The following is a 21,579-nucleotide window of genomic DNA, read 5'->3' on the forward strand; positions in this document are numbered from 1 at the left end:
TTTCTCCGGCTGGATTCAATGGTGCAAGATGGCCTGCAGGAACGCTTTCGTGCGGGGTTCCTGAGGTGCGGTAAAAAACGGTTCAGGGATGTTCTGTTCAACAATGCGTCCGCTTTCCATGAAGATCACCCGGTCGGCGACACGACGGGCAAAGCCCATTTCATGCGTGACCACGACCATCGTGACCCCGGAGCGGGCGAGGTTTTGCATGACATCAAGGACCTCGCCAACCATTTCCGGGTCCAGCGCCGAAGTCGGCTCATCGAACAAAATCGCGCGAGGTTCCATGGCCATGGTGCGGGCAATCGCAACACGCTGCTGTTGACCACCAGACAACTGGCTCGGGTATTTGTGTGCGTGCTCGCCCATGCCGACCTTCACCAATAATTCCCGGGCCCGGGCATGCGCATCACGACGGCTCAGGCCGCGCACCCGGATCGGCGCCAGCGATACATTGTCGAGAACAGTGAGGTGCGGGTAGAGGTTGAAACTCTGAAACACCATGCCTACTTCACTGCGAATGGCGGCCAGTCGCGGGCCGCTTTCGACACGCTCACCCGCCACCCGGATATGCCCTTGCTGGTAGTCTTCAAGCAGATTGATGCAACGGATCAGAGTCGATTTTCCTGAGCCGGACGGGCCAAGAATGACCACCACTTCGCCCTCTTCAACCTGAAGGTTGATATCGCTCAATGCCTTGAAGCTACCGTAGTACTTGTCGAGCTTTTCGATGTCGATCAATGTGCTCATGCCGTCTTTCCTCCAGAGGCGTTACGACGCTCGACCCAACTGACCATCTGCACCAAAGGCAACAGCAGCAACAAATACAGCACGGCGGCCCCAACCAGCGGGGTCGGGTTCGCAGCCAGTGCCTGCGCCTGGGTCGCCTGCTTCAGCAAGTCCGGCATCGCGACCACCGAGGCGAGCGCCGTGTCTTTCATTACGTTGATACAATTGCTGGTCATGGGCGGCATTACGATGCGAATGGCCTGCGGCAAAATGACGTCGCGCATGGTGTTGAAAAAGCTCATGCCTTGCGACGCCGATGCTTCGAACTGGCCACGGGGAATCGCTTCGATGCCCGACCGGAATATTTCCGCACTGTAGGCGCAGGAGACCAGCGAGAGCGCACTGGCGGCGGCGGCAAAAGACGACAGTCGAATGCCGACAAAAGGCAGCGCGTAATAGATCAGCACCAACAGCACCAGCAAAGGGATGGACCGCATGATGTCGATGTAGACGCGTGCAAGCACGCGAACGGGTGTGTAGGCGTACAAACGCAGCAACGCCAGCAACAGCCCGCCCACCAGCCCCAGGGCGATGCTCACCACCCCAAGCAAAACGGTCACGCCCAGGCCACGCATCATCAGCGGAAGCGACTCGACGAGCACATTCCAGTTAAAAAATGTCTGCAACAGATCCATGGGATACCTCGGTCAATACAAGTGGCGAACGAACGTCACCACTTACCTGCGTCAGCAACGGGGCTTACTTGAGGACAGGGGTCACTTTCACGGTGCTCGAGTCTTTATCGGCTTCGACGCCGAACCACTCTTTGTGGATTTTTTCGAGTGTGCCGTCTTCTTTCATCTTGCTGATGATGTCGTTGACCTGATCGCTCATCGCCCAGCCTTTGGCATGCATCAACGAGTAGCGCTCACCGGTGGGAATTCGCGCAACGATGGAATACTGCGGCTTATCCTTGATGTAGTAGAGCACCGCGGGAATGTCGCTGAGGTAGCCGTCGATTCGACCCGAGCCCAGATCGAGCATGGCCGGGGAAAGCCCTTCGTACCGTGAAACATCGGCAAACTTATACTCATCCTTGTGCTGGCCTATCCACAGGTCCCCGGTGGAGCCGGTGTCGACGCCAACCACCTTGCCGTTCATATCGGCCAAGCTCTTGACCTTGGAGGTAGTCAGCGTGGTGAGGGACTGGTCGCTGTCGAAGTAAGCCTGCGCAAAGGCCACCGACTCGAGACGCTTGGGGGTGATGGTGATCGACGAAATAGCGATTTCAACACGTTTGGACTGCACGGCACTGAACAGGCCGTTGAAGGGAATATTGACGAAATCGACGCTTTTTCCGGCGCGCCTGGCCACCTCTTTTACAACGTCGACTTCAAAACCGACGAACTCACCCTTGGAGTCCTGAAACTCCCAGGGCACGTTCCCAACGTTGGCACCTACGGTCCAGTCAGCGGACCAGGCTGGCAGTGAGACTGCGGCGGCCATGAACAATCCCAACATCACTTTCGCTTTCATGTTTGCTCCTGATTGTTTGTTTTTTTAGGTGCTAACAGCGGCTGACCTCGTACAACGCAGGAGTGAGACTAAACCTGTGAATCATTTAATTCAACAGTATAAATATATGATTTTTTTAATCCAAAACAAAAAACATTAAGGGCGACTGTGTCCGCGTACTCAAGCGGACCCAATCACCCTTCACGCTTGCCCCGTCGAGGGTTATGCGCAACGCATCCCTCAACACACTGCGATATGCGAGTCCGTTCGCGGCTCAGTCCCGCCACATAACACGCCGGTTTCAGGATCGCGCAGGATGATCTGGCCACGCCCGTAACTGGTCAGGTCGCACACCACTTGCACCTGATGCCCGCGCCGCGCCAATGCTGCTGCCATATCCCGTGAAGCGTCCTGCTCGATGCCGACCTCCAGCCCTCCCAGCCACTGCCAGCGCGGCGCATCTAGCGCCGCTTGTGGGTTGAGGCCGAAGTCCACCAGGTTCATGACCATTTGCACATGCCCCTGGGGCTGCATGTAGCCCCCCATCACGCCGAATGGCCCCATCGCCACACCATCCTTGCTGAGAAAGCCCGGGATGATGGTGTGGAACGTCTTCTTGCCGGGGGCCAGGCAGTTGGCATGCGCAGGGTCGAGGCTGAACTCTTCACCACGGTTTTGCAGGGCGATGCCGCTGTCGGGCAGCACCACACCGGAGCCGAAACCGTGATAGTTGCTCTGGATAAATGAAACCATGTTGCCATCGGCATCCGCCGTGGCCAGGTAAACGGTGCCGCTGGCGTGAGGCTCGCCAGGTTGCGGCGCCACTGCCCGCTCGCCAATCTGCTCCCGACGGCGAGCGGCGTAAGACTCGCTCAACAAGTCCGCCACCGCGACCCGCATGTGTTCCGGGTCGGTGATGTAATGCAGGCCATCACTGTAGGCCAGCTTCATGGCTTCGAGCTGAAGGTGCCAGGTCTGCTGACTGTCACGGTGATCGAACTCAAAGCCTTCGAGAATCTTCAGTGCCATCAATGCGACCAGGCCTTGGCCGCTGGGCGGAATCTCCCAGACATCCACGCCACGATAATTGACCGTGATCGGGTCGACCCATTGTGCACGGTAATCCTGCAAATCACTGGCGCGCAGGTAGCCGCCTGTGGCGCGGGAATGGGCGTCCAGCCGCTGTGCCAATGCACCGCGATAAAAGCTCTCGCACTCGGTGTCCGCCAATTCCGTCAAGGTCCTTGCTTGCGCCGGGTTGCGAAACAACTCACCGGCGCGCGGCGCCCGACCGTCAATCAGGAACGTCTTGAACCAGGCATCGAGCACTGCATTGCGGCTCGGGGTGAAGTCTTCCAGTGCGGTTTGCCATTGCAGAGCAACCACGGGCGATACCGGGAAGCCATCCTGGGCCAAACTGATGGCCGGTTTCAGCAAATCTGCAAAGGGCAGCCGCCCGAACCGCCGGGACAGTTCCGCCCACGCCGAAGGGCAACCCGGCACCGTCACTGGCGTCCAGCCATGCAACGGCATCTGTTTATGACCAGCGGCTTTCACCGCCTCGATGCTCAGGGCCTGCGGCGCGCCGCCGTTGGCATTCAAACCGTGCAGCTTGTTTTGCGTCCAGACCAGCGCAAAAGCATCGCCGCCGATACCACAACCGGTGGGCTCAACGACCGTCAGCGCCGCCGCCGTGGCAATTGCGGCGTCAATGGCATTGCCACCACGACGCATGATTTCAATCCCCGCTTCGGCGGCCAGGGGCTGGGAGGCGGCGACCATGCCGCGTTTTGCGAAAACACTTTGGCGCTGTGAGGCGTAGGGGTACTCATGGGCAGAAAATTCGAACATGGCAGGACTCACACAAGGAAGGTTTGCGGGTTCACAGGACCCGGCTGAGAAAGGCGCGGGTGCGGGCATGACTGGGCTGGCTGAAGATTTGTTCGGGCGGTCCCTGTTCGATCAATTCGCCTTGATCAAGCACCACCACCCGGTCGGCCACTTCGCGGGCAAACCCCATCTCGTGGGTGACCACCACCATGGTCATGCCCTCCTCGGCCAACTCCTTCATCACCTGCAGCACTTCGCCCACGGTTTCCGGGTCCAGGGCACTGGTGGGTTCGTCGAACAGCATGGCCTGGGGCTTCATCGCCAGCGCCCGGGCGATCGCCACCCGCTGCTGCTGGCCACCGGACAACATCGATGGGTAGTGATCGGCCTTGTCGGCCAGCCCGACTCGCTTGAGCAGCGCCTGCGCCTGTTCCACGGCAGCCTTGCGCATCACGCCCAATACGTGAATCGGCGCTTCGATGATGTTCTCCAGCGCGGTCATGTGCGGGAAAAGATTGAAACGCTGAAACACCATGCCGATGTCCCGGCGCTGTCGCGCGATGTTGCGCTCCGAATCCTTCACCAGAGTGCCATCGGCCAGGGTGCGATAACCCATGGGTTGGCCGCTGACACGGATCTGCCCCGACTGAATATCTTCGAGCAAATTGATGCAGCGGATAAAGGTGGTCTTGCCGGAGCCGGACGCGCCGATCAGCACCACCACTTCGCCGCGGCGAACTTGCAGGGAGATCCCCTTGAGAATCTCCAGGTCGCCAAAGGATTTGTGAATATCCAGCGCTTCGATGACCAGTTCTTCACTCATGTGCGCCATGTTCAACGCCCTCTCAGCAGTTTCAGGGTGCGGCGACCGAACATTCGACCGGCCGCCGGTGCCGGCCGGTCGGACTGGCCGAACCGCGTTTCGAGCCAGCGCTGGAAAAAGCCCCACAGCGTGGTCAGGAGCAGGAAATAAATCGCGACCACCAGGTACAGCTCGAACACCCGGAAGGTCGCCGAGGTGACCATTTGGGTGCTGAGCAGCAGTTCCTGCACGCCGATGACACTGACCAGCGTGGTGTTTTTGAGCATCACGTTGAACTCGTTGCCCAGCGGCGGCACGATCACGCGAAAGGCCTGGGGCAAAACGATGCGCCGCATCAGTTTGCCAAAGGTCATGCCCAGGGAACGCCCGGCTTCGTACTGGCCCTTATCCACGGCACCGATGCCGGCGCGAATGATCTCGGCCATGTACGCGCCTTCGTTGAGGCCCAGGGCAAGGATCGCCGCCTGGATGTTGCCCGGCACGATGAACCAGCCCAGGTCCAGGTCTTCAAAACGGAAAATCCCCCCGGCCGCCAGCGCCGTGTAGAGGAAAACGATCTGTACCAACAACGGCGTTCCGCGCATCAGCCACACATAAAACCGCACCGGATATTGCAACAGTGGGTTGCTCGACAGTTTCATCAGCGCTGCCACCAGCCCCAGCGCACATCCCAGCAACATCGCCGAGATGCTGATAAGGCACGTCAGCCCGAGCCCCGTCAGGTAGATATCGCTGGGCTGCAACAGGTACTGCCAAAACACATTCCAATTGAAGTTCATCAGGGGCGCCCTCAGTCCAGTTTGTCACCGTCGACATGCCATTTACCGAGCAACGCGGCATAGCTGCCGTCGGCGCGCATGCCTTGCAGGACCTCGGTCAGCGCGGCGCTCAACTGTGGGTCGTTTTTGCGTACACCGAAACCGGTGAGGATCCGGTTAAACGCGGGCACGGCGGACTGGAACAGGTCCGGAGCGAGTTGCTGGTAGTGCCCGGCGGATTCGACAGTGGTGCCGAAGGCGTCCACCTGATTGATGCGCAACGCCTGGAAGGCGTCGGCGTCGACGTTGTAGATCACCAGTTTCATCGGTGCTTTGCCGGCGCCCACCAACTTGTCGTTCTCGGCCGCGAGCAGGACGCGGATCGTTGAACCGTTGCTGACCGCGACCTTGAGCCCGGACAAGTCCTCAAGGTTCTGTACCGATTTCGGGTTGCCCTTGGGCACCACGATCGACTGGCTGGAATACATGAAGTTGACGATGTCGATCACCTCACGGCGCTCGGGCTTGTCGAACAGTTGATCCACGATCATGTCGCACTGCTGCGCCAGCAGCGCCGGGATCAGGCCGGCAAACGGGGAAATCCGCCATTCGACTTTCTTGTCCCCCAGGCGCTGGGCAATGGCTTCGCCCATCTCCACCTGCAGGCCGACCGGTTTTTGCTTCAGATCAAAAGACACCAGCGGTGGCGAATCCATACCCGAGCAATAGACGATCTTTTCGCTCTTGCTTAATCGCTCTGACAGTACGGGGGCGGCCAACGCCCATTGGGAACACAGACTCAACGTGACAACGGCTACGAACGCGCAACGCTTGTGCATGGCAAGGCTCCAGAGCTCAGGGCTTTCTTATTATGAAAGGGGCTATTTTGCGTAGGCTTCGAGAAACTGGATCAGCCGCGGGACGGTCCCTTCGATGTGCTCGCACACCACCGCCGCCGCTTTGTCCGGATCGCCGGAGCGTAACGCGGCCACGATCGAGGCGTGCTCATCCCGCGCGCTACGGGGCTTGTCGGCGTGTTGCAGCCACAAGCGCATGTGCGGTTCGATCACTGAATACAACGCCGAAATCTGCCGCATCAGCCGTGGGCGCTCACTCAGACTGCACAGGTACTCGTGGAAGGCGCGATGGCGGCTGATCCACTCGGCGCCGTCTTCGCGGTAGTCGTCCATTTCATCGAGCAGGCGCTCCAGATGGATGAACTGACGCTCAGTGATTTTTGTCACGACCACCCGGATCGCCAGGCCTTCGAGGGCGCTGCGCATTTCGAAGACTTCACGCATTTCCTCGATATTCAAACCTCGGACGATGGCTCCACGGTTGGGCCGCAGAATCACCAGACCTTCGGCATCCAGACGCCGAAAGGCTTCGCGCACCGGCATCCGGCTCATACCGATTTCACCCGCAATGTCCTCGGCGATCAGTCTTTCCCCGGTCCGGTAACGCCCCTTGCAAATGGCTTCCAGGAGAAAGTTGTAAGCCTCCTCCTCGGCGGTAATCGGTTGACGCTCGGTATAGACAGGGATAAACGTCATGGGTATCACCTTTTGAATTTTTGTATCCAATTATCCATAAAGCCAGTAAAGCATGCTGCATGCCAACGTTTGCGTTCTGCTTCCAGGCGGCTGATTTAATTGGTTTATTACTGATAAGAGGGCTGAAAAAGAAAACTGCCAGCCTGGGAGGCGAGTAAAAATGACCCAGAATGTGGCACTACAAGATCAGAAAGGTGCTCGCGGTAACACGGGGTCGGCGCAGCGCCCAGGCGCGATGATGTTGGCCCGCAAGGCCCAGGACGGGTCTGCGAACGCCCGCATAAAGAAAATCCGCCAAGCGGGTTTTCTTTATGCGTTCAACGTACTTACAGGAAGTTATAGGTGTAATTGAAAATCAGACGGGTCTGGTCCTGGTTCGCGACCCCTGTACCGCCCGAGTGGTAGCTACCGGTACGCAGGGTCGTACCAAAGCCCTTCAAGTAACCGGTCTGGACCACGTAATCGACACCTGCGTCACGCTCCCACTCCGTGTGGTTCACACCGCTAAGTGTCTTGTCTTTAATATCATCACCCCGCAGATAGCTGACAAAGGCGCTCAAGCCAGGCATGCCGACGCGTGCGAAGTCGTACGTGTATTGACCGAACGAAGTGTTTTCACCTGCTCGAATGAAACTACCAACCACGGAGTTGGTGTACAAGTAGAAACTGGTACCGCCGTTGTCTTCGCTGTTGGAACCATCAGTCGCCAAAGGCTTGCCGTTCTTGGTGACATTACCCGGGTTCACCATCACGAAACCGCCGTCATCACTCACGCTCTGATAACCCAGCATGAATTTGCTACCGCCCAACTGGTAGGTAAACATGCTGCTCCAGGTGACGTTATCAACTTCATTGGCGTGCTTGGCATAACCACCGTTGTTATTGAACGCGTAACCCGCGGCGCCGCTGCTGTTTTTGCCGTCAGAACGGCTGTTGAAGTAGCGCAGGTCAGTCTTGAAGGACTGATCGTCACCCAGTGGCAATACATGGATCAAGCCAAGGAAGTTCTGGGTATAAAAGTTTTCAAGATTGGCGTAGTAATATTGAACGGTCAGGTCTTTAGTGATGTTGTAGTCGCCACCAGCATAACGGAACTGGTTACTGCCCTCGGTTGCGCCTGCAACCGACAGCGATGTGCTGTTGGTCGCTGCACGGCCAGTAGAGTGTTCCAGCTGGCCAGCGCTCAGTGTCAGGTTGTCGATTTCCTTGGAGGTAATCATACCGCCGTCAAAGTTTTGCGGCATTGCGCGGCTGTCGGTCGCCATCATAATTGGCAACTGAGGAAACAGCGCACCCCCCACGTGCAATTCGGTTTTGGACAGGCGCAATTTAACGTTCGCGTCCCCGCGAGCCAAGTCGTGCTCAGCCGAATTGTCGCTGTCGCTCGGCCAGAATGCGTTGCCGGTGCCTGGGTGGTGGCCTGCACCGCCATCGAGGTGCAGGCCGTAGATCATCTGAGCATCGACACCAACCCCAATCAGGCCTTGGGTAAAGCCGGACCTGTAGTCAAGTTTCAGAACTTCAGTGGTTTCGCGCTGGTCCATGCCACCCGTAGAGTGATCATCGTTCTCGTAATAATAGGTACGCGTACTAAGGGCGAGTTTGCTGTCCTCCAGGAACCCTGGTGGCTTGGCAGCATCATCTGCTTGAGCATGAAGAGACAGAGCGGCCAGCGCGATAGCGGTCGCGAAATGTTGTTTTTTCAATGGAGTGCTCCTCTGGTGATTTTTCTTATTAAATTTTTCTTTCCGAATCTGTGTGCGGATTGGCAGTGCATAAACGATTATTATCTTTTGACACGTGTTGTCGGCCGGCAACTAAACGCATTGCCGGCGCGGATAAAATTTGAATCAACTATTTATACGACGGAGCGGTGAGAAAGACGCTGAACCCCTAACGCTGATTCAAGTAGCTCATTCACGCCAACCGCACAGGAGAGCTTTGATTGAAGTCCGGCACATTAAGAAACCCGGGGCCAGACGTCGTCTCTCGGGCAACTACCCAAACGATGATCGCCGCGACGATGTCAAAGATCGCCAACACCACGAATAATGGGCTGTAGCCGATCTGTGTCACCAGAATGCCAAATACCAGCGTGAATGCTGCCGCCCCCAAATATCCAAACATGCCACCTATACCGGTAGCCGTCGCCACTTCATTTTTCCCGAATGAATCCGAAGTAATTGAGTACAGCGCGCCTGAAAGCGTCTGATGGGCAAAACCACCCACACACAATAGAGCGATCGCGGTATAGGGACTTTCTACTAAACCGATACAGGCCGGTCCGATCATGCAGGAACAGCCGAACAGCAAAACCATTTTTCGTGATGTAAACAACGATACTTTGCAATAACGATGAAACAGCGGGCTTAGATAACCACCCAGTACACAACCAATGTCCGCGGCCAGAAAGGGTAGCCAGGCAAACATGGCAATTTCCTTGATATTCATGTGCCGTTCGGTCATCAGGTACAGGGGAATCCAGGCGTTGAATGTCTGCCAGGCCGGCTCCGAAAGAATCCGTGCAGAGGCGATCGCGTAAAAGTTACGGCTGCGAATGATCTTCTTCCAACTGCCTTTTTCCGATTTGGCATCTTTAAAGTGAGACTCCTGCCCGGACAGGATATAGACACGCTCGGTATCGCTCAGGTGTTGTTGATCACGCGGGTGCTTGTACAACACGAGCCACATGACACTCCAGACCAGCCCCAGTCCGCCTACAACAAGAAACGCCAGTTGCCAGCCGCTTTGCACAATGGCCCAGACGACCAGGGGTGGCGCGAGCAGAGCACCAATCGATGCCCCAATATTAAACCAACCGATGGCGACCGAACGCTCCTTGGCCGGAAACCATTCGGTGGTGGCCTTGACCCCGGCCGGCAAGCCCGCGGCCTCGGTGAGCCCAAGCAAGGCGCGAACGAATGCCAGGCTTTGCCAGCCCGTCGCCAATGCGGCCGCTGCACAGGCGGCGGACCATGCCAGGGCAAACACGGCGAACCCCATCTTGGTACCGATGGCATCAATGACGTAGCCAGCCACTGGCTGCATAAAGGCGTAGGCCAGTTGCCAGGCAACAACGATGTGAGAGTACTGCTCAGTCGAGATATTCAGTTCGCCCATCAGCGTTGGAGCCGCGACCGAGAGGGTATTGCGGGCGAGATAATTAACAATCAAACCAGCCGTCACCAGGCCCACCATCCACCAGCGAATGCCTTTGATTTTCATCCCTTTACCTTAATTACTGGATTTGAAGTGTGCGACATCCCCCTAAGTATCCAGGATGTCGAGAGTATGACGAGCACGATCAGGTGCCCGCGCGAAACAGCTCAAGCGCAACAGGCGAGATTCTGCGGGTGCACGAACCGATCAGATCGAAACTGAGAAGAGCTATTGGGGAAACAGCGATACGGGACATTCATGATGAGGTAGCACTCGGTGTTTTATTTTTATAATGACGACCACGCCGTTGTCAGTCGTCGTATGTCTAAGCTTTTATATCCAAACTTGCACTCCCGCGTCAACTGCGACAAAAGCACATGACCAGGCATTCACGCCATAAATTGTGTTTTTTTTAAAGGAGTTAAGGCCGTAAATCAGCCAATAATCGCAGCGCGTCAAAAATCTGAACAGGCAGGTCGACAACCAACTCATCGTACGACAACATAGACAAAAATAATCCGAGCCCACCTGCCATGACGATTTCAACGCCCCGTGAACACCCCTCCTTCAATCGCCTTCTGCTGACAGGTGCCGCCGGCGAACTCGGCAAAGTGCTTCGCACGCGTCTTAAGCCCCTGACCAGCGTGCTGCGTCTCTCCGACATTGCCGACATTGCACCTGCACTGGATGAAAGCGAGGAAATCCACTACTGCGATCTCGCCGACAAAAAAGCCGTTGACGAACTGGTTCAGGGGGTTGATGCGATTTTGCATTTTGGCGGAGTCTCGACCGAACGGTCTTTCGAAGACATCCTGGGCGCCAATATTTGTGGGGTATTCCATATCTATGAAGCAGCCCGCCGACATGGGGTGAAACGAGTCATCTTTGCCAGTTCCAATCATGTCATCGGCTTCTACCCGCAGGGTCAGCGACTGGACGCCCATTCCCTGCGCCGTCCAGACAGCTATTACGGTTTGTCCAAGTCCTATGGCGAGGACATGGCCAGCTTTTACTTCGATCGCTACGGTATAGAGACCGTGAGTATCCGCATCGGCTCTTCGTTCACAGAACCACAAAACCGCAGGATGCTAAGCACGTGGTTGAGCTACAACGATCTGACTCTATTGCTGGAGCGTGCATTACACACACCGGATGTTGGGCACACGGTGGTATACGGCGTCTCCAACAATCAAAACACCTGGTGGGATAACCGTTACGCCGCGCACCTGGACTTTAACGCTCAAGAGAACTCCGAGGTTTTCCGTAGCCAGGTCGAATCTCAACCCCTTCCGGCAGCCAACGATCCCATACTGCTTTACCAAGGCGGCGCCTTCGTAGAAGCCGGCCCCTTTGATGATGATTAGCCTCCCCGCTGGATGCTCCGAGACGCGTCTGAATGCAGAGATCACGTAGCCTGATCAGCTACGCAATCTCCGGTAAAGCCCTGCACGGTTTACGCCGTCGAATATTGGCAGGAGCTGCCTTGCCTGCGAAGCTTATTTTCCAGGCACCAAACTCAGTGTGTGTCGAGTACTTCCCGCCACATCCGCTTCATCAAAATGCTCCGGCACGTAGCCACCTTCGACATAGGTCTTGGCCTGGTCCGCGTAATGCTCATCGAACACAACCCCGCTTTGCCCTACCGGGTTGATGCCCTGGGCGTGAGACGGGTCGGCGAAGTCGATCAAACGCCGTGTCGAGGGGCCGTAGGTGACTGCCCATGGCGCCTGGCTGATCGGGGCCGACAGATTGTTCGGCACTTCATGGGTGCCGGGCGCCGGGAATGGACCGACATTGAACAAGCGATCCAGTGGCTTCTGTGTGCCCAGCGGATGATTATGGGTCAAGGTGTGCGCGGTGCCCCACCGCCAGGCGTCCGCATTGCTGCCGTACACAGTTTTCAGGTGTGCGACGGTGGTGTGCCACGCCAACTTGACAATATCGGCGCGGGTTTCCTTGGCAGGCGTGTTGCGATTGTCCCACCAGGGCGAGTCGGCATCAGCGACCAATCGTGGCAGCGCGGCATCTACCGCCCGCGAAGCCAGCAGCGAGCTGAAAAGGTCGTCGCCCAGTTCGTCGTGCATCGTGCTGTCGATCAGATCAAACAGGAACTCGTTGAATAGCGTCGCACCCACCGAGTCCAGCGTGTATTCGCCGTTCCAGTTGGCCAGGCGTTCGACCAGCGCCCGCTCCTGCGGGTCAGTCACCGCACTGCGCAACACCGGAATCAGCGGCGTCAGCACCGAAGTCGCGTAGCCGGTCCTGTTCCCCAGTTGCAGGCTCTTGTTGCTTTCAAGGTCCCATTTCACCGTCGAATCGCTGAGCTGCTTGAACAACTGGCGGCCACGATCGGGAATGTTGTAGTAACCGGGAATCTGCATGCCGGTGGGCGACACCGGCTGGGCGTTGGCCGAGACGATATAACCTCGGGCCGGGTTTTCTTCCTGTGGGTTGGCGCTGAACGGGTAGAAACCGTTTTTGTCAGCCTGCGGCGTGCTGCCATCAAGGATAAACCCCGGATTGACCCCTTCCGGGCGAATCGGCAACTGCGCCGAGGCCCACCAGGCGATGTCGCCCTTGGCATTGGCCCAGACCACGTTCAAGCCGGGGGACTGAATTTTCTGCGCCGCCGCACGCATTTTATCCAGGGTGTCGGCACGGTTGGCTTCGTAGAACCCCTGCAGTACCGGGTTTTCCGACTGCAGAAAAGACCACCACATCGCGATGGGCGCAGCATTGGTAATGGGCCCCAGAGCATCGTTGATGATCGGGCCATGGGGCGATTGACGCAGGTCGAGCGTAACGGTGGGTTCTCCCTTGACCAGAATTTGCTGCGTGGTGCGGGTCATGTCAACCCAGGCGCCGTGGTACCAGACCTGATTGGGATTGGCGGGGTTGGTCTTTTCCGCGATCAGGTCGACGTCGTCGTTCTGAAACATGGTCAGGCTCCAACCGAAATCGCGGTTGTGCCCAAGCAACGCAAAGGGAATCAGTGCCTGATGATGGCCATACAGCTCGAAGCCTGGCGCCGAGACCTGGGCTTCATACCACACCGATGGCACCGAGAAGCGAATATGCGGGTCACCGGCCAGTATCGGCTTGCCGCTTTTGGTCCGGCTGCCGGAAATCACCCAGGCATTGCTGCCTTCGAACTGTGGCACACCGGCGTCTTCCAGCGCGTGCTGGGTCAGTCCGGCCAAGGCGTTCAAGCCCTTCCAGTCAGCACTGGCAAGTGCCGGGGGCGAACCGAAAGCGCCTTGTGGCTTCCAGTCCATATCGAAGACTTTCAGGTAGTCGGTGCCGAGCTGATCGCGGACATAGGTCAGCAGCGGCTCGGTACGAAAGGCCGCTGCGAAGCTGTAAGCCATGTAACCGGCGACGCTCATGGTGTCAGTGGCGGTGAAAGGACGTTTCTTGATCCCCAACAGGTCGAACTCGACGGGGCTGGCGTGGCTGTCCTGAAACTGGTTTATCCCGTCCAGATAGGCTTCCAGCGCCTTCCAGGCTGGCGTCTGTTTGTCCTGAGCGGCAACGAAGGCGTCGCTGCGTTCACGAATCCGCAGGCTGCGGAACAGCTTGTCGGTGCTTAGTGCCTTGGGGCCCAGCACTTCGGCCAATTCACCACGGGCCAGGCGCCTCAGGATCTCCATCTGAAACAATCGGTCCTGCGCCTCTACGTAGCCAAGAGCGCGGTACATATCAGCTTCGTCAGCGGCCTTGATATGCGGTACGCCTCGCTCGTCATAGCGCACGTTGACCGGCGCTTGCAGATGGTTCAGGGTCATTTCGCCCTGGCGCATCGGTTGTTTGCTGTGGACATACCAGAAGCCGCCCGCCGCGACGGCAGCGACGACGATGGCGAGTACTGTCAGACTGCGCTTCATGCAAGTATCCATAAGTCAGATTGGAAGAGGTTATTGCGCAGGGACGAGATCGACAGGTGCATGCCTCCCTTGGGCATGCACCTATTGCGAACCGCCACAGCATTTTCAGATGATGATCAGCGAACGCCCTCGGCCCTCAGCGCCGCCGGCGTGTAATCCGCCGCCTTCGGCGCAAAGCCGAACACAAAGCTGCTTCTTTCCTCGTTTTTCATCCCCAAGACGATGTAGCGCCCGGCGATGATGTCGTACAGGGTCTCAACGGTGTAGGCCGGCACCTGGTGGTTGTAATAGAACTGCGCGTGACCTTCGGCAACACGCCACAGTTGGCCACGACCGTCGTAGTGGTCCACCAAGGCGATTTGCCAACTGTCTTCGTCGATATACATGTGGCGCTTGGCGTAGATGTGCCGCTCACTCGGCTTGACCGTACCGACCACTTCCCACACCCGGTGCAGCTCGTAGCGGGTCAGGTCCTGGTTGATATGCCCGGCCCTGATGATGTCGTCGTACTTGAGGGTCGGCGAATCCAGCTTGTAACTGTTGTAGGGGATGTACATCTCTTTCTTGCCGATCAGTTTCCAGTCGTAGCGGTCCGGGGCGCCGGAGAACATGTCGTAGTTATCGGTGGTGCGCAGACCATCCGATGCGGTGCCCGGGCTGTCATAGGACACTTGCGGCGCACGGCGCACACGGCGCTGACCGGCATTGTAGATCCAGGCCTCGCTCGGCTCCTTCACCTGGTCGAGGGTCTGGTGCACCAATAGCACGTCACCCGCCAGCCGCGCCGGAGACGTTACCGATTGCTTGAAAAAGCTCAGCACGTTGGCCGCCTTGGCCGGGTCGATATCAGGAATGGCTTGTGGCGCCGCCGCTTCTTCTTCAAAGCGAATCGGTGTGTAGCTGCCGTTGGTCTGCGGGGTCGCCTGGGTGATGATGCGGCGCAGGCTGCCGCCGTAGTAACGGGTCATGTGGTTCCACAGCACCTCCACACCATTTTTCGGAATCGGGAACGCGTAATAGCGATTGCCGGTGAAATTTTCCAGGCCATTACCGTCGTTGATCGCATGCACGTTCAACGCGCTGCGCTTGATCGACTCGTAGATCTCTGGCGGCAGGTTGACCGTGCGGTGGGTTGGGTACACCGGGATTTTGTAGGTCTCGGGGTAGCGCTTGAACATCGCCACCTGGCCATCGGAAAGCTTGTCCTTGTAATTGTCCACCGTAGCGGCGGTGATCACGAACAGCGGCTTTTCATTGGCAAACGGGTCGGCGAGAAAGCCTTTGCTGTCCACCGCCCCGGCATTTTTCGGGATGCCACCGGTCCATGCCGGGATCGAACCATCGGCGTTGCCAGCCTTTTCAGCGCCTACAGGGGTCAGCGTGGTACCAAGCTTGGCCGCCTCTTCCGGCGACACCGCCGCCATCACGTGGGAGGCCAGCAAACTCAGGGCCATCGCTGCAATCATCTTACGCATAGGTTCTTGTCCTTTCTTTAAATCAAATCAGAAGTTCACGCCGAAGCTGAGGGCGATAAAGTCGCGGTCGGTCAGGGTGTTGTAGTCACCGCCAAAAAAGTCGGTGTAGCTCAGGCTCGCGGTGTAGGTGTTGCGGTAGTCCGCATCCACCCCAACGCTGATGGCCTTGGCGCCTTCGTTGAACAGGCCGTTGGGGCCGTAGCCGCTGACGTCCTGGGACCACGACACGTTGGGCTTGAGGTTGACCCCGGCGAACACGTTGTTGTAATCGAGGATCGCCCGGGCGCGATAACCCCAGGAATTGGCGGTGACAAAACCGTCGGTATCGCCCTGGTACCCGTAGGCGCCGAACACCGAGTCGCGGCCATAACGCAGCTTGGATTTCGCCTCCAGCCCGCCGACGTGCACGAAAGCCGCCTCGCCCACCAGGGTCAGGCGTTCGGCGCCCAGTACCTGGTCGAAGAATTGGGTCATGGTGCTCTGGACCTGGGTGATTTCCTTGCGGCGATAGCCTGCGTTCTCCGAGCCAAACGAGCTGCTGATCGGCGAAGCGGTATTGCCGGCAATCGGATTGAGCAGGGCCAGCGTCAGGTCGGTGGAGTTGAGTTGTACCGGTGCATTCGGGCGGTAGCTGATTTCGCCGCTCCAGGCCGTACCGGTGGGCAACGTGGTGGAGAAACTGGCGCCGAACAGGCGGATGTTTTCTGGATAGTCGAGGTAATACTCGCCGCGGCCCAGCATCGTACTTTGCGCCAGCGCGGCGCCGGAGCCGGGTGCAATGGCGTTGGCCGTGTTGACGATGTTCCCGATGGTGGCGAGGCTGATGTTGGCGGTGATGGTACCGACGGTGGGCGTGCGACTGTGGTAGTTCATGAAGTACAGACCGTACTCCGTGTCATCGCCCAGCCAACGCAGGGCCACCCCGAACTGCCCGCCATCGCGCGCCTCGCGGTCTTTTGCACGCTGAACTACGACGCCTTCGTTCGTGACCTGGAAGCCCTGGCCAAGCGCCGCCGCCACCGGTTGCAGCGGCGCAATCGCCGGGCTGCCGACCGTGTAGTTGCCGTTACAGCCGTGGGCCACCACGTCGGTACCGAAGAAGGTGCCGCAGTTGTCCACCACGGTGTTTTCCCAGTTCAGTTGGTAGAACCCTTCCACGCTCAATTGGTTGGTGAGGCTTTGGGACGCGAACACCATGTTGACCGGAATCAAGCCTTCCTTGATCTCGGCACCGGGCCGGCGCAGCGCGGAAACGTCGATAGGGTTGATGCTGTTGATGGAGTTGCCGATGAAGGTACTTTCGCCCCAACTGACCACCTGCTTGCCGACGCGCACGTTGCCCGGCAAATCGCCGATGGAATAGTTGTGATAGACGAACGCATCGAGTAATTCGTAGCCGGAAGAACGCGCACCCTCGTCGCGGTGGTCGTTGCTGATCTGCTTGAACTCGCGGTCTTCATCCTGCAGTTCAAAGTCGTACCAATACTTGCCACGCACGAACACGCCGCTGTCGCCGTATTTGAGCTCCAGGTCGTGAGTACCCTTGAAGATCTTGGAGAAGGTGTCGCCCTTCTTAAAGTTCAGGCGGCCGTCATCGCCGGTTGAGGCCTGGCCCGTGCCGCCGTTGGGAACGCCCACCAGCTTTTTGTCGGCATCGCGCATGCCCCAGCTGGCACCGACCGACAGCGAAGAATCGAATTGCCCTTCGATCTCGCCGATGTTGAACGAAACAGCCCGCGCCTGGGCGCAGCAGCCCAAAGCAACCGCAGCGGCCAGCGCCTGCGGCGTGAAGATGGCGCGCATTATTATTCTTGCCATGCATCTTTTCCGGTAAGTAATAGAAGGCGCCACCCTACTGCCGCCTGCGAGGAGTGATAAGCACACCAAGGAGGTATTCGTGGCATCACTCCAAAGGATTACAGGCGCTCTGGCCTGCGTTTGAGCGGGCTATGAATTGAGTAGATAGGCAGCTATCAATCAGGTGAATTTCCAAATCAAAGTCGCGACGTTCTTGAGAAATATCAGCCTCGTTTTACTCCAGGGCCGTGCAGCAGGCACCCGCTCTCGCCAAGAGACCTTGGTGCCTTTTATTCGGATAGTTATGAGCCTGGATGAGGACGTACCTTTTGGCAGGCTCATCGCGTTAACGTACGTACCTGTACGCTGAGTAGCTGCATTTATTCATGAAGAAAAATACATGCTCTGCGCGCATGCACTGCCTCCCCCCAAGCTCAGTGACCGTCGTATTACGCAGGCACGGGTCGTGCACCGGACGTCCACTTCAACGTCCGGTCCAGCGCGGCGACGGGAAGGACCTAGCTGGCTACAACTTGCCCGTCCTTGCGCGAATCCGATCCTCCGATATAACCCACATCCGTCTTGATGATGATTTGCGCTCCGCCGAAAGCGAATACGCCGCTCGGTGCTTCGACATGGATGTCGTGACCACGCTCACGCAATTGCTGCAGAACCCCGGCGTCAAAGTTGGCTTCCACCGCAACGTGTTTGCCTGCTTCGAGTCTCCAGCGTGGGGCATCAATTGCCGCTTGTGGGTTTTGTCGGTATTTGAGGATGCGTAGCATCATCTGCACGTGCCCTTGAGACTGCATAGGGCCACCCATCACCCCGAACGACATCAGCGGAGTGCCGTCATCCGCCATCACAAAACCTGGAATGATGGTATGGAACGGACGCTTGCCTGGCGCAACCACGTTGACGTGATCAGGCTCGAGCGAAAATCCAGCCCCCCGATTTTGCAGGCTGATACCCGTGCCTGGCACCACCACGCCTGAACCAAAGCCCATGTAATTGGATTGGATGAACGACACCATCATGCCGCTCTCATCCGCGGCCGACAGGTAGACAGTCCCCCCCGGACGCGGGTCGCCATGCCCCGGGTCCGATGCCTCACCGGTGATCAGACCTGCTCGCTGGCGCAGGTAGTCAGGCGCCAACAGATCCTCGTTCCGCACACGCATATGGTCTTGATCGGCGACATGGTGCGCCAGGTCGGCAAGCGCCAGTTTCATCGCCTCCAGCGCCTGGTGCAGTGTGTCGACGTTGTCCACTGGCTGGTCGCCGAACGTCGTCATTTCAAGCATGCCGAGTGCGGCAAGCGTCGCGATACCCTGCCCGTTAGGCGGAAGTTCATGCACGTGTGCACCCGCAAACGGCACGCTGATGGTATCGACCCAATCGATGCTGTGGTTCGCCAGGTCCTCAAGGCTGAGGACGCTGCCATTGGCTTTGGCATGAGCGACGATGGCTTCGGCCAGGGCACCCCGATAAAAGGCTTCGCCCTTGCTTTCAGCGATGGCTTGCAACGTACGCGCATGGTCGGGCAGTTGAACGCGCTCGCCGGCTTTCGGGGCCCTGCCGTCAGGCATGAAGCATTCGGCGAAGCCCGGTTGATCCTTGAGCAAGGCAGCGCCGTTGCGCCACAGAGTGGCGATGATCGGTGTCAGCAGATACCCGTCACGGGCGTAGCGAATCGCCGGGCCCGCCAGGGTGGCGAACGGCAGCTTGCCGTAGCGATCAGACAAGGCCACCCAGGCCGAAACAGCCCCCGGCACGGTGACAGCACCCCAGCCGCGCTCCGGCATTTGTTGCTGCCCGGCAAAATGCTCCCGGGTCCAGCCCGCAGGGGCACGACCCGAGGCGTTCAGGCCTTGCAGCGTTTTGCCGTCCCAGACAATGGCAAAGGCATCGCTGCCGATGCCGCAGCCAGTCGGCTCCACCACGGTCAATACCATCGCTGCCGCAATGGCTGCATCCACGGCATTCCCGCCTTGTTGCAACATCTCCATGCCCGCTTGCGCAGCCAGAGGCTGCGAGCAAGACACCATATTTCGCCCCATGACCGGCGAACGGGCTGAAACGTAGGGTTGGCTGTAATCGAGATCGAGGTTCATAGATAAGGCATCCTAAACAGGGCAGTTACAGCGGCTGAGCGAAAGGCGCATGAAAAAAAGCAAGTGACCGTCAGGTTCTCGGGTCCTGCGCATCGCGCAAACCGTCACCGACGAGGTTGAAACTCAACACCGTGAGGTAGATCGCGACGCCCGGCGAAATCGACATCCAGGGCGCCTGCTCCATGAAGTTTTTCGCCGTGTTGAGCATCGAGCCCCAGGACGGCGAAGGCGGCTGTTGACCCAGCCCCAGAAACGACAGACTGGCTTCGGCCAATATCGCCGCCGCGACCGTCAACGTGGCCTGGACCACCAGCGGGGGCAGAACGTTGGGCAGTACGTAGCGCAGAATAATCCAGCGATCCGGCAGGCCGATGGCCCGAGCACCCTCCAGATAATCTTCATGCTTGATTGCCAGAACCTGGCCACGGGTGAGCCTGGCGAAAATCGGCATGGCCGACAAACCGATCGCGATCATGGCGTTCATCAGGCTAGGGCCAAGGAAGGCGCCCAGTGCGATGGCCAGCACCAGGAACGGGCAAGACAGCAACGCCTCCATGACGCGGGAAATCAACGCATCGATTTTTCCACCGAAATAGCCCGAAATCAGCCCCAGCGGAACGCCGACTACCATCGCGATGGCCACCGATACCGCGCCGGCCAGCAGCGAACTGCGCGCCCCCCATAGCAGCCGTGAAAACAAATCGCGGCCCAACTCGTCGGTACCTAGCCAATACACCATCGATGGCGCATGGCGGACGGCGAGAAAATTCGACTTGAGCGGGTCGAATGGAGCAATCCACGGCGCGAACAACGCCGACAAGATGAAGATCGACAGGATGACCGCGCCGACCAGGGCGCCACGGTTCTGCAGAAACTTTTCCAGTGCCCGGCTGCGGCGGCGAGGCTGAGCCGGGGTAACAACGGAAGTGGCAGTCAGGCTGGTCATGCGGCATTCCTCATCCGAGGGTTGATCAGGCGATAAAGCACATCGGCCAACAAATTGAGCAGGATGAAACCCACCGCGACACAGAGCACCACACCCTGTACCACCGAGTAGTCCCGATTGAACACGGCATCGACGATCATCTTGCCAAACCCCGGCAGGCTGAAAACTTGTTCGGTCAGCACGGCGCCGCCCAATAGTTCGCCGAACAGCAATGTGGTGAGGGTCACGATGGGCATCAACGCATTACGGAACGCATGTTTGGTAATCACGGTCCAGGGCAGCAAACCCTTGGCCCGCGCGGTGCGCACGTAATCGGAACGCAACACTTCAAGCATGGCGCTGCGGGTGTGGCGCATCAACGTGCCGGCCAGCCCGGCGCCGAGTACAAACGCGGGCATGATCAGCGTCTGCAGGTTACGCAATGGGTCTTCACTGAAAGGCACGTACCCGGACGCCGGTAGCCATTTGAGCTTTACGGCGAAGAACAGGATCAGCAACAACCCGAGCCAGAAATGCGGAATCGAGATGCCCGACAGGGCAAAGATATTCGCCCCGTAGTCTACAGCCGTGCCCTTGCGAACGGCGGCGATGATGCCGCTGGGGATGCCAATCAATAACGCGATCAACATGGCCCACATTGACAGCTCAAGGGTGACTGGCAGCTTGCTTTTCAACAGCGAGAGCACCGGTTGGTCGTTGCGCATCGATATACCCAGGTTGCCTTGCAGGACATCGCCAACCCAGTCCAGGTATTGCACGGGAACCGGGTCGTCGAGGTGGTATTTCCCCCGCAGGTACTCCAGCACCTGCGGGTCGCGCTCTTCACCGGCCATGGCCAGCACCGGGTCGCCCGGTAAGAGTTTCTGCAGGGTGAAAACGAACAGCGACACCAAAATCAACGTGGGTATGGCATTGAGCAGGCGGCGCAGAATGAACTTGATCATGACAAGCCTCAGCTGTGACGTGGGAGGGCTTTGCGCCGGCGGACCGCCTTGG

17 protein-coding genes are annotated in these 21,579 nt (G+C 58.3%); 1 reads left to right on the forward strand and 16 read right to left on the reverse strand.

Annotated features, from left to right (window positions below):
* Positions 1–15 precede the first annotated feature (15 nt).
* From HX855_RS11875 to HX855_RS11920, 10 genes are all read right to left on the reverse strand, one after another.
* The gene (locus HX855_RS11875; RefSeq protein WP_177085426.1) at positions 16–750 is read right to left on the reverse strand and encodes an amino acid ABC transporter ATP-binding protein; all 735 of its coding nucleotides are present in this window, start codon (positions 748–750) and stop codon (positions 16–18) included.
* Complete coding sequence (locus HX855_RS11880) at positions 747–1,424, reverse strand: amino acid ABC transporter permease (protein WP_177085428.1); 678 nt, start codon at positions 1,422–1,424, stop codon at positions 747–749. The genes HX855_RS11875 and HX855_RS11880 overlap by 4 nt, the downstream gene beginning before the upstream one ends.
* A 64-nt stretch (positions 1,425–1,488) precedes the next feature.
* A complete protein-coding gene (locus tag HX855_RS11885) occupies positions 1,489–2,265 on the reverse strand; it encodes a transporter substrate-binding domain-containing protein (protein ID WP_177085430.1) in 777 nt (258 codons plus the stop codon).
* Positions 2,266–2,484: 219 nt separating this feature from the next.
* Positions 2,485–4,095, reverse strand: a complete 1,611-nt coding sequence (locus tag HX855_RS11890) for a gamma-glutamyltransferase family protein (RefSeq protein ID WP_177085432.1) — start codon at positions 4,093–4,095, stop codon at positions 2,485–2,487.
* 31 nt (positions 4,096–4,126) lie between these two features.
* On the reverse strand, positions 4,127–4,906 hold the full coding sequence (locus HX855_RS11895) for an amino acid ABC transporter ATP-binding protein (protein ID WP_177085434.1): 780 nt from the start codon (positions 4,904–4,906) through the stop codon (positions 4,127–4,129).
* Between the two features lie 2 nt (positions 4,907–4,908).
* Positions 4,909–5,676 (reverse strand): amino acid ABC transporter permease, encoded by a 768-nt coding sequence (locus HX855_RS11900; RefSeq protein WP_177085436.1) that lies wholly within the window; start codon positions 5,674–5,676, stop codon positions 4,909–4,911.
* A gap of 11 nt (positions 5,677–5,687) precedes the next feature.
* The gene (locus HX855_RS11905) at positions 5,688–6,494 is read right to left on the reverse strand and encodes an ABC transporter substrate-binding protein (protein ID WP_177085438.1); all 807 of its coding nucleotides are present in this window, start codon (positions 6,492–6,494) and stop codon (positions 5,688–5,690) included.
* A 42-nt stretch (positions 6,495–6,536) separates the two neighbouring features.
* Positions 6,537–7,208: a GntR family transcriptional regulator gene (locus tag HX855_RS11910; RefSeq protein WP_177085440.1), complete on the reverse strand. Its 672-nt coding sequence runs from the start codon at positions 7,206–7,208 to the stop codon at positions 6,537–6,539.
* A gap of 326 nt (positions 7,209–7,534) precedes the next feature.
* The gene (locus HX855_RS11915) at positions 7,535–8,914 is read right to left on the reverse strand and encodes an OprD family outer membrane porin (protein WP_177085442.1); all 1,380 of its coding nucleotides are present in this window, start codon (positions 8,912–8,914) and stop codon (positions 7,535–7,537) included.
* 211 nt (positions 8,915–9,125) lie between these two features.
* Positions 9,126–10,433, reverse strand: coding sequence for an MFS transporter (locus tag HX855_RS11920; protein WP_177085444.1), 1,308 nt, complete (start codon positions 10,431–10,433; stop codon positions 9,126–9,128).
* 467 nt (positions 10,434–10,900) lie between these two features.
* Here HX855_RS11920 and HX855_RS11925 point away from each other — a divergent pair, with 467 nt between their 5' ends.
* Positions 10,901–11,731, forward strand: a complete 831-nt coding sequence (locus tag HX855_RS11925; protein ID WP_177085446.1) for an NAD(P)-dependent oxidoreductase — start codon at positions 10,901–10,903, stop codon at positions 11,729–11,731.
* A 132-nt stretch (positions 11,732–11,863) separates the two neighbouring features.
* On the opposite strand, the gene HX855_RS11930 is transcribed toward HX855_RS11925, so the two are convergent.
* The 6 genes from HX855_RS11930 to HX855_RS11955 form a co-directional block, all read right to left on the reverse strand.
* Positions 11,864–14,251, reverse strand: a complete 2,388-nt coding sequence (locus tag HX855_RS11930; RefSeq protein WP_177085448.1) for a penicillin acylase family protein — start codon at positions 14,249–14,251, stop codon at positions 11,864–11,866.
* Between the two features lie 116 nt (positions 14,252–14,367).
* Positions 14,368–15,726 carry a DUF1329 domain-containing protein gene (locus HX855_RS11935; RefSeq protein WP_177085451.1) on the reverse strand — a complete coding sequence of 453 codons (1,359 nt, stop codon included), beginning with the start codon at positions 15,724–15,726 and terminating at the stop codon, positions 14,368–14,370.
* A gap of 27 nt (positions 15,727–15,753) precedes the next feature.
* Positions 15,754–17,529 (reverse strand): DUF1302 domain-containing protein, encoded by a 1,776-nt coding sequence (locus tag HX855_RS11940; protein ID WP_177085453.1) that lies wholly within the window; start codon positions 17,527–17,529, stop codon positions 15,754–15,756.
* 512 nt (positions 17,530–18,041) lie between these two features.
* Positions 18,042–19,637: a gamma-glutamyltransferase family protein gene (locus HX855_RS11945; protein WP_177085455.1), complete on the reverse strand. Its 1,596-nt coding sequence runs from the start codon at positions 19,635–19,637 to the stop codon at positions 18,042–18,044.
* Positions 19,638–19,707: 70 nt separating this feature from the next.
* Positions 19,708–20,583 (reverse strand): ABC transporter permease, encoded by an 876-nt coding sequence (locus HX855_RS11950; protein ID WP_177085456.1) that lies wholly within the window; start codon positions 20,581–20,583, stop codon positions 19,708–19,710.
* Positions 20,580–21,527: an ABC transporter permease gene (locus HX855_RS11955; protein ID WP_177085459.1), complete on the reverse strand. Its 948-nt coding sequence runs from the start codon at positions 21,525–21,527 to the stop codon at positions 20,580–20,582. Before HX855_RS11955 ends, HX855_RS11950 begins: the two co-directional genes overlap by 4 nt.
* Positions 21,528–21,579 lie beyond the last annotated feature (52 nt).

Origin of the sequence: Pseudomonas sp. IPO3778, from assembly GCF_013386825.1 — a bacterium.
Taxonomy (GTDB): domain Bacteria; phylum Pseudomonadota; class Gammaproteobacteria; order Pseudomonadales; family Pseudomonadaceae; genus Aquipseudomonas.

What these genes read in the sequence shown, in the direction of transcription:
- HX855_RS11875 (WP_177085426.1), bottom strand. Translation starts at nt 750, where the DNA reads ATGAGCACATTGATCGACATCGAAAAGCTCGACAAGTACTACGGTAGC.
- HX855_RS11880 (WP_177085428.1), bottom strand. Translation starts at nt 1,424, where the DNA reads ATGGATCTGTTGCAGACATTTTTTAACTGGAATGTGCTCGTCGAGTCG.
- HX855_RS11885 (WP_177085430.1), bottom strand. Translation starts at nt 2,265, where the DNA reads ATGAAAGCGAAAGTGATGTTGGGATTGTTCATGGCCGCCGCAGTCTCA.
- HX855_RS11890 (WP_177085432.1), bottom strand. Translation starts at nt 4,095, where the DNA reads ATGTTCGAATTTTCTGCCCATGAGTACCCCTACGCCTCACAGCGCCAA.
- HX855_RS11895 (WP_177085434.1), bottom strand. Translation starts at nt 4,906, where the DNA reads ATGGCGCACATGAGTGAAGAACTGGTCATCGAAGCGCTGGATATTCAC.
- HX855_RS11900 (WP_177085436.1), bottom strand. Translation starts at nt 5,676, where the DNA reads ATGAACTTCAATTGGAATGTGTTTTGGCAGTACCTGTTGCAGCCCAGC.
- HX855_RS11905 (WP_177085438.1), bottom strand. Translation starts at nt 6,494, where the DNA reads ATGCACAAGCGTTGCGCGTTCGTAGCCGTTGTCACGTTGAGTCTGTGT.
- HX855_RS11910 (WP_177085440.1), bottom strand. Translation starts at nt 7,208, where the DNA reads ATGACGTTTATCCCTGTCTATACCGAGCGTCAACCGATTACCGCCGAG.
- HX855_RS11920 (WP_177085444.1), bottom strand. Translation starts at nt 10,433, where the DNA reads ATGAAAATCAAAGGCATTCGCTGGTGGATGGTGGGCCTGGTGACGGCT.
- HX855_RS11925 (WP_177085446.1), top strand. Translation starts at nt 10,901, where the DNA reads ATGACGATTTCAACGCCCCGTGAACACCCCTCCTTCAATCGCCTTCTG.
- HX855_RS11930 (WP_177085448.1), bottom strand. Translation starts at nt 14,251, where the DNA reads ATGAAGCGCAGTCTGACAGTACTCGCCATCGTCGTCGCTGCCGTCGCG.
- HX855_RS11935 (WP_177085451.1), bottom strand. Translation starts at nt 15,726, where the DNA reads ATGCGTAAGATGATTGCAGCGATGGCCCTGAGTTTGCTGGCCTCCCAC.
- HX855_RS11940 (WP_177085453.1), bottom strand. Translation starts at nt 17,529, where the DNA reads ATGCGCGCCATCTTCACGCCGCAGGCGCTGGCCGCTGCGGTTGCTTTG.
- HX855_RS11945 (WP_177085455.1), bottom strand. Translation starts at nt 19,637, where the DNA reads ATGAACCTCGATCTCGATTACAGCCAACCCTACGTTTCAGCCCGTTCG.
- HX855_RS11950 (WP_177085456.1), bottom strand. Translation starts at nt 20,583, where the DNA reads ATGACCAGCCTGACTGCCACTTCCGTTGTTACCCCGGCTCAGCCTCGC.
- HX855_RS11955 (WP_177085459.1), bottom strand. Translation starts at nt 21,527, where the DNA reads ATGATCAAGTTCATTCTGCGCCGCCTGCTCAATGCCATACCCACGTTG.